General features: G+C 31.8%; 15 protein-coding genes. 14 read left to right on the forward strand and 1 reads right to left on the reverse strand.

All coding sequences use genetic code 11. The features are described 5' to 3' along the window. The first annotated feature begins 195 nt into the window (after positions 1-195). The 14 genes from cyoE (at position 196) to tsaB (ending at position 11,970) form a co-directional block, all read left to right on the forward strand. Positions 196-1,089, forward strand: coding sequence for a heme o synthase (gene cyoE / locus ACFQ1R_RS04090; RefSeq protein ID WP_379924832.1), 894 nt, complete (start codon positions 196-198; stop codon positions 1,087-1,089). A gap of 2 nt (positions 1,090-1,091) precedes the next feature. Then, the gene (locus ACFQ1R_RS04095; protein ID WP_379924833.1) at positions 1,092-1,673 is read left to right on the forward strand and encodes a cytochrome c oxidase subunit 3; all 582 of its coding nucleotides are present in this window, start codon (positions 1,092-1,094) and stop codon (positions 1,671-1,673) included. A gap of 138 nt (positions 1,674-1,811) precedes the next feature. Beyond that, entirely contained in the window at positions 1,812-2,792 is a 981-nt protein-coding gene (locus ACFQ1R_RS04100; protein WP_379924834.1) for a cytochrome c oxidase subunit 3, read from the forward strand. A 21-nt stretch (positions 2,793-2,813) separates the two neighbouring features. Continuing rightward, positions 2,814-3,194 carry a cytochrome C oxidase subunit IV family protein gene (locus ACFQ1R_RS04105; protein ID WP_379924835.1) on the forward strand — a complete coding sequence of 127 codons (381 nt, stop codon included), beginning with the start codon at positions 2,814-2,816 and terminating at the stop codon, positions 3,192-3,194. An 83-nt stretch (positions 3,195-3,277) separates the two neighbouring features. Next, a complete protein-coding gene (locus ACFQ1R_RS04110; RefSeq protein WP_379924836.1) occupies positions 3,278-3,994 on the forward strand; it encodes a hypothetical protein in 717 nt (238 codons plus the stop codon). 51 nt (positions 3,995-4,045) lie between these two features. Then, positions 4,046-4,789: an SCO family protein gene (locus ACFQ1R_RS04115; RefSeq protein ID WP_379924837.1), complete on the forward strand. Its 744-nt coding sequence runs from the start codon at positions 4,046-4,048 to the stop codon at positions 4,787-4,789. Next, a complete protein-coding gene (locus ACFQ1R_RS04120; protein WP_379924838.1) occupies positions 4,782-5,318 on the forward strand; it encodes a DUF420 domain-containing protein in 537 nt (178 codons plus the stop codon). The genes ACFQ1R_RS04115 and ACFQ1R_RS04120 overlap by 8 nt, the downstream gene beginning before the upstream one ends. A 41-nt stretch (positions 5,319-5,359) precedes the next feature. Next, entirely contained in the window at positions 5,360-5,578 is a 219-nt protein-coding gene (locus ACFQ1R_RS04125) for a hypothetical protein (protein WP_379924839.1), read from the forward strand. Positions 5,579-5,661: 83 nt separating this feature from the next. Further along, the gene (locus ACFQ1R_RS04130) at positions 5,662-6,363 is read left to right on the forward strand and encodes an ABC transporter ATP-binding protein (RefSeq protein WP_379924840.1); all 702 of its coding nucleotides are present in this window, start codon (positions 5,662-5,664) and stop codon (positions 6,361-6,363) included. Continuing rightward, positions 6,356-7,585 (forward strand): ABC transporter permease, encoded by a 1,230-nt coding sequence (locus ACFQ1R_RS04135; RefSeq protein WP_379924841.1) that lies wholly within the window; start codon positions 6,356-6,358, stop codon positions 7,583-7,585. Before ACFQ1R_RS04130 ends, ACFQ1R_RS04135 begins: the two co-directional genes overlap by 8 nt. A 1-nt stretch (position 7,586) precedes the next feature. Continuing rightward, positions 7,587-8,831 carry an ABC transporter permease gene (locus ACFQ1R_RS04140; protein WP_379924842.1) on the forward strand — a complete coding sequence of 415 codons (1,245 nt, stop codon included), beginning with the start codon at positions 7,587-7,589 and terminating at the stop codon, positions 8,829-8,831. A gap of 14 nt (positions 8,832-8,845) precedes the next feature. Continuing rightward, entirely contained in the window at positions 8,846-9,961 is a 1,116-nt protein-coding gene (locus tag ACFQ1R_RS04145) for an efflux RND transporter periplasmic adaptor subunit (protein WP_379924843.1), read from the forward strand. Between the two features lie 10 nt (positions 9,962-9,971). Beyond that, the gene (locus ACFQ1R_RS04150; protein WP_379924844.1) at positions 9,972-11,297 is read left to right on the forward strand and encodes a TolC family protein; all 1,326 of its coding nucleotides are present in this window, start codon (positions 9,972-9,974) and stop codon (positions 11,295-11,297) included. A gap of 1 nt (position 11,298) precedes the next feature. After that, complete coding sequence (tsaB, locus tag ACFQ1R_RS04155; RefSeq protein WP_379924845.1) at positions 11,299-11,970, forward strand: tRNA (adenosine(37)-N6)-threonylcarbamoyltransferase complex dimerization subunit type 1 TsaB; 672 nt, start codon at positions 11,299-11,301, stop codon at positions 11,968-11,970. A gap of 75 nt (positions 11,971-12,045) precedes the next feature. Here the strand turns inward: tsaB and ACFQ1R_RS04160 are convergent, their stop codons facing one another. Beyond that, positions 12,046-12,861: a mechanosensitive ion channel family protein gene (locus ACFQ1R_RS04160; RefSeq protein ID WP_379924846.1), complete on the reverse strand. Its 816-nt coding sequence runs from the start codon at positions 12,859-12,861 to the stop codon at positions 12,046-12,048. Positions 12,862-12,906 lie beyond the last annotated feature (45 nt).

Consider the following 12,906-nt stretch of genomic DNA (forward strand, 5'->3'; position numbering starts at 1 on the left):
ACCGACAAACGGTAATTTTTGTTTGAAAAATTTCATAAACACTATAAGTTATGATATTCGTAAAGATAAACGTTGCCAATAATTAAAAATGAACGACAGATTTCCCCAAATAAATTACCAATAAAAAACATTGTTCAAATTATTTTATAAAGTATCTTTGCACTCGCATTACAAAACGCATTAGGTAACAAAACATTGAGTAATCCAAAAACGTCATTAGCAACACCTTCGGCAATTTCAGATTTTAAAGAAATCACTAAAATGCGATTGGCATTAAGCGTGGTGTTTTCATCGCTTGCAGGTTATTTGCTAGGTGTGGAAACGGTTGATTTTAAAACTTTGATTTTACTGGCATTTGGCGGCTATTTTATGGTAGGCGCATCAAACGCATTCAATCAAATTATTGAAAAAGATTTGGACACCTTAATGGATAGAACAAAAAATAGACCTATTCCTGCTGGTAGAATGTCTGTTACCACTGCCTTTATAATTGCTTGTATATTCACACTTTTAGGCATAATTATTTTGTACACCATAAATAAGCAAACGGCTATGTTTGGTGCTATATCCATATTTTTATATACCTGTGTTTATACGCCTTTAAAAACCAAAACACCTTTAGCGGTTTTTGTTGGTGCTATACCAGGTGCTATTCCGTTTATGTTGGGTTGGGTAGCGGCGACTGATGATTTTGGTATTGAACCAGGAACCTTATTTGCTTTACAGTTTTTTTGGCAGTTTCCACATTTTTGGGCTATTGGTTGGTTTTTGTTTGAAGATTATAAAAAAGGCGGGTTTTTTATGTTGCCAACAGGTAAACAAGATAAAGGTACTGCGGTACAAACCATTATGTATACAATCTGGACCTTGTTAGTTTCTATTATTCCGGTTTTTGGGTTTACAGGACGCTTGCAATTATCAATAGTTTCGGCAATAATTGTTTTTGTATTAGGGTTGTGGATGTTGTATTACGCCATTCGCTTATTTAAATTAATGACTGAAAAGGCTGCGAAACAACTTATGTTGGTTAGCGTATCTTATATATCGTTAGTACAAATAGTGTATGTTATAGATAAATTTATTAGATAATTATGGATTTAACACAAGGTACTTTAGAAGAAAAAAATAGTAGAGCAAAAAAAATGATGCTTTGGTTTGGTATTATTTCACTTATTATGTCGTTTGCAGGATGGACGAGTGCTTTTGTAGTAAGCAGCTCAAGACCAGATTGGTTAAAAGATTTTCAGTTACCAAATGCTTTTATAATAAGCACTATTGTCATTATATTAAGTAGTGTATCATTTTTATTAGCAAAAAAAGCACTGAAAGTAGCAAATAATAATGCCACAATGCTTTGGCTTTTAGTAACACTTATTTTAGGTGTAGTTTTTATTTTCTATCAGTTTTCGGGCTTTCAACAAATTATAGATTTAGGTTATAATTTTACAGGTCCAACTAGTAATGTTACCATGTCGTACATCTATTTAATAGCAGTTGTACACATATTGCACGTAGTGGTTGGGTTAATTTGCCTGCTAGTAGTAATTTATAATCATTTTAAACAGAAATATAATCCAACTAAAATGCTTGGTTTTGAACTGGCTTCAACCTTTTGGCATTTTATTGATATTCTATGGGTGTATCTATTTTTATTCCTATATTTTGTAAGGTAGAGATATTATGTTTGAAATGATATATATCATATTTTAAACTATTTTTGTTTTTATTGTCTATTAAATTTAGTCGTGTATATTTCATTAAATAGATAAATTGACTATTTTTGTCCAACTTTTAAAAAATAACCAACACATATGAGTACTACAGTTGCAAACGCTGATACACACGAAAAAACTTGGGGAGGTGGTAACGAGCCGTTAAAAGCGAGTTACGGTAAAATGATGATGTGGTTTTTCATCGTTTCTGATGCTTTAACTTTTTCCGGATTTTTAGCTGCTTACGGATTTTCTAGATTTAAATTTATTGACGCATGGCCAATTGCCGATGAGGTGTTTACACACGTACCGTTTTTACACGGGCAAGAATTGCCAATGATTTACGTAGCGTTTATGACGTTTGTACTTATCATGTCGTCTGTAACTATGGTATTGGCGGTTGATGCAGGTCATCATTTAAACAAAGCTAAAGTGACACTTTACATGTTTTTAACCATTATTGGTGGTTTAATATTCGTTGGCTCTCAAGCATGGGAATGGGCAACATTTATAAAAGGCGATTTTGGTGCAGTACAAACAAAAGGAGGAAATATTCTTCAATTTGTTGATACAAATGGTCATCGTGTAGCCTTACGCGATTTTGTTGTAGCTGGCGAAGGCGAACGCGTACAACATGAACGTAAAAATGGTATTTGGTTTGTAAGTGAAGGAACATTGCCAACATACACAGTAGAAGAAGTAATTGCTGGATTAGAAAAACATGAAAATATTTTAGTAAGAAATCAAATACTTGATGAACACGGACATAAAACAGTACTTACAAGAGCTGAATCTTTAAAACAGTTGAAAGCAAATGGTAAACGTGTTGTTGAAGGTGCTAATTTACATGTAAATGAATATGGTTCGCCGTTATTTGCCGACTTCTTTTTCTTCATTACAGGATTTCACGGGTTTCACGTATTTTCAGGTGTTGTAATTAATATCATCATTTTCTTTAATGTGGTATTAGGAACCTATGAAAGACGTAAAAGCTACGAAATGGTTGAAAAAGTTGGATTATACTGGCACTTTGTAGATTTAGTTTGGGTATTTGTATTTACATTCTTCTACCTAGTTTAATAAATAAAAATATATTTTAAAATGGCACACGCACATAAATTAGAAATATTTAGAGGTTTAGTTAAGTTTAAATCGAATACTCAAAAAATTTGGGGTGTTTTAATATTCTTAACACTTGTTACAGCTGTTGAAGTTGTATTGGGTATATACAAACCAGAGGCTTTAAAGGCTCATTTTTTAGGCATGAAAGCCTTAAACTGGATATTTATTATCTTAACATTAGTAAAAGCTTACTATATTACTTGGGATTTCATGCACATGCGCGATGAAACTAAAGGTTTAAGACGTATGGTAGTTTGGACAGCTATCTTTTTAATACTTTATTTAATATTCATCTTATTACAAGAAGGTGGATACGTTTTTAGAGTATATGATAATGGATTTATAAAAAGAGATTTTTAACTAATTATTAGTTAAATAGATATATTAAGGCGGTTTTTAAACCGCCTTTTTTTATTTTTGCACATTAATTAAAAAAGGTTTTAATGAACTATAAAAAAGCAGGTCGTTACTTAATTTTAGGAATCTTATTTTTTCTTCCAGTTACTTTTTTACTGTTTTTATATCCTGCTACGCATAACTATACGCCGCTTGATATTGTAAATCAATCAGTTTTAGATATTAGTCAATTTAAATCTAATTCTGAAGAAAAAATTATATTAAAAGACCATATTACAGTACTTGGTTTTTTGGGTGAAAATCCAATTGATAATAGCATAACGGCATCCAATTTAAAAGAGTTGGTTTATGATAAATTTAAGGGGTTTAAAAAGTTTCAAGTTGTAATTTTAGTGCCTAACGGAACAGAAGACGCTGTTGAGAAACTTAAAGCAGAAATAAGTAGCTATGAAGATTTAAGGTTTTGGCATTTTGTTTTTGGAGAACCTGAAGCCATTAAAACCGTGTACAATAGCTTAGGAAGTAATATAGATTTAAATAACGAATTAGCAACAAATCAAGTGTTTATAGTAGATAAAAATTTGAACCAACGCGGGCGATTAGATGATAGAACGGATAATGAAATAGCAAGCAAAAAAGCAGCATATAAATTATATGCATACAATTGTATTGAAGTTGCCGAAATTAAAAATAAAATGAGTGATGATTTGCGTATCTTATTTACAGAATACAGGCAAATACGAAAAGGAGAATTCGATTCTTCAACTCGAAGAGCAAACGATTTAAAAGAAACATCAAATTAAATAGAGATTTTTCGGTTAACTATTCTAAAACCTTTTTTATCTTAAGAAACAATGAGCAAAAAAACAAATTATTCATACATAGGAATAGCATTTATAATCTTAGTTTTTGGTATTATTTTTATTCCAAAAATAATTGAACGCATTTCTAATGGCGATGTTTCTAGAGATGAAAGTAGAAGTAATTTTGCAAATGGTAAAAAAACAAAACTTTCCAATTTAGCATTTATAGAAATTAATAACGAACCTAAAAAAGTACCTGCTTTTTCATTTATAGATCAAAATGGAAAAACTATAAGTAATAAAGATTATATAGGTAAGGTATATGTTATTGAATTTTTCTTTACAACATGCCCAACCATTTGCCCACGTATGAATGCAAATCTTATTCAAATTCAAAACGCTTTTAAAGGTTTTGAAAATTTTGGTGTAGCATCATTCACTATAAACCCAGATTACGATACACAAGAGGTTTTAAAAAACTATGCCAATCAATATGGTGTAACAAACCCAAATTGGCATTTAATGACGGGCAATAAAGAAGCTATTTATAAATTAGCAAACGAAGGGTTTAATCTTTACACTGCTGAAGAAGAAGGTGCCGCAGGCGGTTTTGAACATTCTGGAAATTTTGCTTTAATAGATAAAAATGGGTTTTTACGTTCTAGAATTGTAAATGGAAACCCAATTATATTTTACAATGGAATGATTTCGGAATCTGAAAAAACAGATGAAGAAGGTATTAAACAAGAAATTAGTGCATTAAAAGAAGATATTAAAAAACTATTAAATGAATAACGGAAAAGAAATTTTAGACGACAAAAAATACAATAAACTTATTGTAATATTATCTATAGTAATTCCAGTAGTGGTAGCAATACTATTTGGTGTAAGAATACCAAATGTAGAACCTTTATCGTTTTTGCCACCAATTTACGCCACCATAAATGGCTTAACAGCAATTATTTTAATACTTGCTGTTATTGCTATTAAAAACAAAAATATTGTACTACACGAAAATTTAATGACCACAGCTATTCTCTGCTCAGTAGTGTTTTTAGTAATGTATGTAGCATACCACATGACAAGCGATTCTACAAAGTTTGGTGGTGAAGGCTTTATCAAATATGTTTACTATTTTATTCTTTTAACGCATATTTTGCTATCCATCATTATCATTCCGTTTGTGCTAATAACGTATGTACGTGCAATAACAAATAATATAGAAAAGCATAAAAAAATAGCAAAAATAACCTTTCCGTTATGGTTATATGTTGCGGTTACTGGTGTTATAGTTTATATCATGATTTCGCCATATTATGTATAAAATGTCTGTTCGAGCGCAGTCGAGAACTTTATAATGTTAAAATGAAAAACAAAATCATCTTTTTTCTCTTATCATATTTCTTTTTCATAGAAACAAACGCTCAATGCGCTATGTGTAGAGCTGTTTTAGAAAGTGAAGAGACACAAACAGTCGCAGAGGGTATTAACGATGGTATTGTGTACTTAATGGCAATTCCATATATATTAATTGGTGGCATTGGCTTCTTTATCTATAAGAAATACAAGACGTTAAAAAAGTAATAAAAACTTTTTTAATCAATTTATGTAACATTTCTTTGCGTTGTTAGTCTAATAACAAAGCTTCAAGCTTAATCAATCAAAGCATGTTAGAAATACGCCAATTACACAAATCCTATCCCATAGGAGATTCCAGTTTACACGTTTTAAAAGGTATCGATTTATCGGTTAAAGAAGGCGAAATGGTAGCCATTATGGGTTCTTCGGGTTCTGGAAAATCAACATTACTTAATATTATTGGGATGCTAGATGAAGCCGATTCGGGCGATTATATTCTAGATGGCTTACCCATAAAAAACCTTACCGAAAAAAAAGCGGCTGTTTACAGAAACAAGTTTTTAGGGTTTATTTTCCAATCATTCAATCTTATAAATTATAAAAATGCCCTTGAAAACGTTGCATTGCCATTATACTATCAAGGTATGAAGCGAAAAGAACGTCAAGAATTGGCGATGTTTCATTTAGAAAAAGTAGGGTTGGCTAATTGGGCACATCATTTACCTAAAGAATTATCAGGTGGTCAAAACCAACGTGTTGCTATTGCTAGAGCATTAGCTGCAAATCCCAAATTATTATTGGCTGATGAACCAACCGGTGCTTTAGATACCTCGACGTCGCATGAAATTATGGCGTTTATTCAGCAATTAAATGATGAAGGTAAAACCATTTTAATGGTAACCCACGAAGAAGACATTGCAAATATGTGCAAGCGTATTGTACGCTTACGAGATGGCATAATACTAGAAGATGTACAAGTAAACCAAGTAAGAGCAGAACAGTATGTTTGATTTAGACTTGTGGCGCGAAATATATCAAAGTATCAATAAAAACAGAACCAGGAGTTTGCTTTCTGGTTTTACAGTAGCATTTGCCATTTTATTGTTTACCATACTTTTTGGTATAGCCAACGGTTTACAGAACACCTTTACCGAAGCTTTTGGTGATGATGCTACAAATTCAATCTTTATTAATTCTGGTAGAACTACAAAAGCCAATAAAGGCATGCAGGCTGGAAGACAAATTCAATTTAAAAATAATGATTTGGATTATGTTAAAGATGAGTTTGGCGACAAAGTAGAATTTATTACAGCCCGTATTTATAAAGATGTGCAAGCGTCTTTTAGAGGTGAAAAGAGTAGTTACGGTTTGCGTGGTGTACATCCAGACCATCAATTTATTGAAAAAACGAATATAGTAGAAGGACGTTATATAAACAAAAACGATTTAGATAACCGAACCAAAGTCGTGGTTATAGGTAGAAAAATTGAAGAAGATTTATTTTTAAAAACAACCGCTTTAGGTAAATACATAAACCTAAGCGGTATTCCGTATAAAGTAGTTGGTATTTTTACAGATGATGGTAATGATTATGAAGAGCGTACCATATACATGCCAGTAACTACGTCGCAACAAGTTTATGGTAACAACGATTATATTGACCAAATAAATCTAACCTATAATCCTAAAATGGATTATGATGAAGCTTTAGCTTTTAGCTCGTTATTAACAGCAAAACTTAAAGAACGTTTCTCGGTAGCCAGTAGCGACCAACGTGCAGTTAGAGTTCGTAATATGGCCGAAGGTACTAAAGCAGTAGGTCAAATGACTTTTGGTTTAACAGTTATTATTTTAGTTATTGGTTTTGGAACCTTAATAGCTGGCGTTGTAGGTATTAGTAACATTATGATTTTTATTGTAAAAGAACGTACCAAAGAAATAGGTATTAGAAAGGCCTTAGGTGCTTCACCAAAATCCATAGTGTCAATTATCCTAATCGAATCTATAATAATAACCGCTATAGCAGGCTATGTAGGCTTGTTAATAGGTTTTGGTGTTATTGAGCTTTCAGCTCCTGTATTAAAAGATTATTTTATAAAAGATCCAGGTGTAAGTAATAGTTTGGTTATTGGCGCAACCTTAACCTTAATAGCTGCAGGCGCTATAGCAGGCTATTTACCAGCCAAAAAAGCATCAAGAATTAAACCAATTGTAGCACTAAGAAACGACTAACATGTTTAAATTTTTATTTGAAAGAGATACGTGGCAAGAAGTTTTTGATAGCTTCAGTAAAAACAAACTAAGGTCTATTCTTACTATGGTAGGTGTTTGGTGGGGAATTTTATTATTAATTGGCTTATTAGGTTCTGCAAGAGGCTTAGAAAACTCATTTAACAGACTGTTTGGTGATTTTGCAACTAACAGTGTATTTGTTTGGGGACAAAGTACAAGCAAACCATTTAAAGGTTTTCAAGAAGGAAAACAAGTAAGATTATCGTTAACCGATGCTAAAAAAGTTGAAGAAAACGTAGAAGGTATTGAGTTTGTGCTTCCAAGAAGCCAACAAGGTACTACAGCAACTAGAAATTTCCTTTCGGGTAGTTTTCAAATGGCTGGCGATTATCCATTACTAGATAAATTACAAAAGAAAAAACTTATTCATGGTCGATTCATCAATCAAAATGATATTGATGATAAGAAAAAAATAGCAGTCATTTCAGAAGATGCATACAAACAACTTTTTGAAAAAGGCGAAGATGCCATTGGTAAGTATATAGATGTTAATGGCATTAATTTTACTGTTGTAGGTGTTTTTGAAGTAGGAAACATGAATATGGGACCATCAACAGACATTCATATTCCATTCACAACCTTTCAGCAAATTTATAATCGTGGTGATAGAATAGGTTGGATGATGATTACAGGAAAGCCAGAATACGATATCAAACAAATTGAAGAAGACGTAAAATTATTATTAAAAAACTTGAATAATATTCATCCGGATGATTCTCAGGCTTTTGGAAGTTTCAATTTAGGTAAAGAGTTTGCAAAAATCACAGGTTTTTTAACAGGTATGCAATTTTTAACATGGTTTGTAGGTATAGCAACACTTATTGCAGGTGTTTTTGCAATTGGCAATATTTTACTCATTACCGTTAGAGAACGTACAAAAGAAATAGGTATTCGTCGCGCATTAGGTGCAACACCTTTTGAAATTAAACGCCAAATAGTACTTGAAGCTGTGTTTTTAACACTTGTAGCTGGTATTTTTGGAATCATAACTGGTGGCTGGATTTTAATTGCCTTAGATGCCGCTTTTGGGCAAGGTCCAGATGCCGCTATGGTAAATGCATCTGTATCAATTGCAGTTGTTTTTATTGCACTTATCATACTAGTTGTATTAGGAACTTTAATAGGATTAATTCCAGCATTTAAAGCCACAAGTATAAAACCAATTCAAGCATTAAGAGAAGAATAAACAATCAAAATAAAATGAATAAAACAGTAAAAATTAGTTTAATATTAGTTGTCATCATACTACTAGTATTCGTGTTAAAATATTTTAAAGATTCCAACTCAAAAGCCATAGAAGATTTTAAAGTTGAAGAACCTTTTTACACATCAATAAACACCAAAGCGGTAGCAACAGGTAAATTAAACCCAGAAGAAGAAATTGAATTAAAACCTCAAATTTCTGGTATTGTTGATGAAATTCTTGTTGAAGAAGGTGATATTGTTAAAAAAGGCGACTTAATTGCAAAAATTAGAGTTGTGCCTAACGAACAAAGTTTGGTAAGTGCTAGTAGCAGAATTTCTTCAAGTAAGTTAGCATTTGATAACGCAAAAATACTATACGATAGAAACAAAACACTTTTTGATAAAGGCGTTATTTCAAAACAAGATTTTGAAAACAGCGAGTTGTCATATAAACAAGCAAAAGAAACTTTATCACAAGCTCAAAACGATTATCAAATTATAAAACGTGGTTCTATAGCAAGTGGAAGTTCGGCAAATACAAATATCATAGCTCAAATAGCGGGTACAATTTTAGAAATTCCTGTTCGTGAAGGCGACCAAGTTATTCAAAGTAACAACTTTAATGCAGGTACTACTATCGCTATTATAGCCGACATGAGTTTCATGATTTTTGAAGGTAAAGTTGATGAAGCTGAAGTAGGCAAACTAAAAGAAGGCAAAGAAATAAAAATAATTTTAGGAGCTATTAACGAAAAGCAGTTTCCTGCAAAACTAACCTTTGTAGCACCTAGAGGTGTTGAGGAAAATGGCGCTGTTCAATTTACAGTTAAAGCCAATGTTACACTAGATAATACAACCAATATAAGAGCAGGTTATAGTGCTAATGCTGAAATTGATATTGAAGCTAAAGATAGTATTTTGGCTATTAGAGAAGCATTACTTCAATATAACAGAATAACCGAAAAACCATTTGTTGAAATATTACAAAGCGACGGTAAATACAAAAAACAAGATGTTACATTAGGTTTATCTGATGGTATAAACGTAGAAATTACCGAAGGCGTTAAAAAAGGTGACAAAATAAAAGTGTGGAACAAAGCATCAAAAGACAATGAAGATGAGAAAAAATAATACACTTAAAATGAAGTATGTTCTTACTACAATAGTGCTCTTAGTAGGAATATCTTCATTTTCACAAAACAAACAATGGACGCTTGAAGCCTGTGTAAACCATGCGCTTGAAAATAATATTACTGTTCAGCAAGCTCAAAATACCTTATTGATTAACGATCAGGATATTATTGCTGCTAGAGGACAATTTCTTCCATCAGTAAGTGGTAGTATGGGACAACGTATGAGTATCGGTTCAGGATTTGATCCAGTTACAAATCAACGTATAAATAATCAAACAACCCATTCCTTCAATTACAATTTAAGTGTTAATCAAAATATTTTTAACGGATTTAGAACCTTGAATTTATATAAACAATCGTTCTTAAATCAAGAAATAAATAATTTAGAGTTAGCACGTATTAAAGACGATATTTCCCTAAATGTTGTAAATGCATATTTAAATGTGTTGTTCAATAAAGAAAATTTGCAAACAGCTTTGGCGCAATACAGTTTTACTGAAAAACAATTAAAACAAGTTAAAAGTTTGGTTGATGCTGGCGTGCAACCTAGAGCTAATATTTTTGATGCTGAAGCAACTTTAAGTAGAGATGAACAACAGGTTACTGTAGCGCAAAACAATGTAGATTTGGCATTGCTTAATCTGTCGCAATTACTTCAAGTTAGTTATGATGGTTTTGATGTAGCAACTATTGATATTGATAATCCTTCTTCAGAATTGCTTTATAACAACATTAAACCAGTTTTAAATTACGCATTACAAAACAGAAGTGAAATTAAATTGGCTGAAAAAAATATTGAAAATGCCGAATTAAATACTGAAATATCAAAATCAGGCTATTTGCCATCAGTAAATTTTGGTTATGGTTTTGGTTCTGTTTGGAGTGAATCTAAAAACGATTTCACTAAACAAGCTTTTTTTAGAGAATTAGATTTATTAAAAGGGCATAATTTTAATTTAAGTGTTTCTATTCCAATCTTTTCAAGATTTCAAAATAAAACAGCCGTAGCAAAATCTAAAATTCAAGAAGAAAATAGCAAACTTAACTTAGACCAAGCAAAACTAACTTTGGAGTCTAATATTCAACGTGCTTTTACCGATGCTAAAGCTGCACTAAAAGCTTTTGAAGCTGCAAAAAGATCGTTAGCAGCTCAAGAACTAGCATTTAGTAATACGCAAGAACGCTATAATATTGGCGCAATGAACACTTTTGAACTAGAGCAAGCCAGAGTGCAATTAATAAATGCAGAAGCTTCTTTAATAAATGCTAAGTACGATTTTGTTTTTAAGACAAAAGTTTTAGACTTTTACATGGGTAAATCTTTAACAAATTAACGTGTCATTAATACTAAGTATAGAAACCGCAACAACCAATTGTTCAGTATCACTTTCAAAAGAAGGAAAAACAATTGTTTTAAAAGAAGATAACAGCAAAAACTATTCACATGCCGAAAGTTTACATGTGTTTATTGATGCCGTTTTAAAAGAAGCAAACATTGCTCCCAATAAGTTAGATGCCATAGCTATAAGTAAAGGTCCTGGTTCTTATACAGGGTTGCGTATAGGTGTTTCGGCAGCAAAAGGACTTTGTTTTGCATTAGGTAAACCGTTAATTTCCGTTTCTACTCTAGAGTCGTTGGCGCATCAAATAGCGTGTAATGATGGTGTTATTGTACCTATGTTAGATGCACGCCGATTAGAAGTTTACACTGCAATTTTAGATGTAAATTATAATGAAATAAAAGAAACCGAGGCTAAAGTTTTAGATACTAACGCTTTCGCGGAACAATTAAACCAAGGCAACGTCTATTTTATAGGTAATGGTGTTGAAAAAACAAAAGCATTAATAAATCACCCAAACGCTATTTTTGTTGAAAATAAATTGCCTTCAGCAACCCAAATGAGTTTATTGGCATTTAATAAATACAAAAAAGGCGATTTTGAAGATGTCGCTTATTTTGAACCCTATTATTTAAAAGATTTTGTGGCTTTGCAAAGTTCAAAATAAAATAAAAACACCTATCAAATTTTAAAATCTGATAGGTGTTTTTGATTTATAAAAGATTTAGAAGAATTTATTAAATTATCCTTTTCTTTGAATTTCAACTTGATGTGGGTATGGAATTTCAATACCAGCAGCATCAAGAGCTATTTTAGTGTTTTCGGTAACTTCAAAGTAAACTGCCCAATAATCTTCAGCATTACACCAAGGTCTTACAGCAAAGTTTACAGAACTATCGGCCAATTCTAAAACATTTACTGTTGGCGCAGGCGTGTCAATCACTTTTGGGTGCGATGTTAGTACATTCATTAATACCTCTTTTGTTTTTTTAATATCAGCATCATAACTTACACCAAAAACTAAATCTACTCTACGTGTTCCTTCTGTAGTAAAATTGATAATATTACCATTAGATAAAGCACCATTTGGTATAATAATTTCTCTGTTAGAAAGTCCAGTTAGTTTGGTTGTGAAAATTTCTATTTGTTTAACTACGCCCACTTCTCCTTGCGCTTCAATTAAATCGCCAATTTTAAAAGGTTTAAAAATCATAATTAAAACGCCACCAGCAAAGTTTCCTAACGAGCCTTGTAACGCTAAACCAACAGCTAAACCAGCTGCGGCAATTATAGCAGCAAAAGAAGTTGTAGGAACGCCTAAAGTGCCTAAAAGTGTAATAATTAAAAGTATTTTTAAAGCCCAATTTAAAAGATTTAATAGGAATTTTTGAAGACTTTCATCATAGCTGCTTTTTGTCATTATTTTGCGGCTAGTTTTAAGTATTTTTTTAATAACCCAAGAACCAACAATCCATAAAATAATAGCGGCTATTACTTTTAAGCCATATTCTGTTGCTAAATCAATCCACTTTTGGGTGTCAATGTTTTCTAAATTCATAATTGTATTTGTAATTTGTTTTAATGTTTAAAATTAAAAATTTCA

Origin of the sequence: Mariniflexile jejuense (assembly GCF_042675665.1) — a bacterium.
GTDB classification, from domain to species: Bacteria; Bacteroidota; Bacteroidia; order Flavobacteriales; family Flavobacteriaceae; genus Mariniflexile; species Mariniflexile jejuense.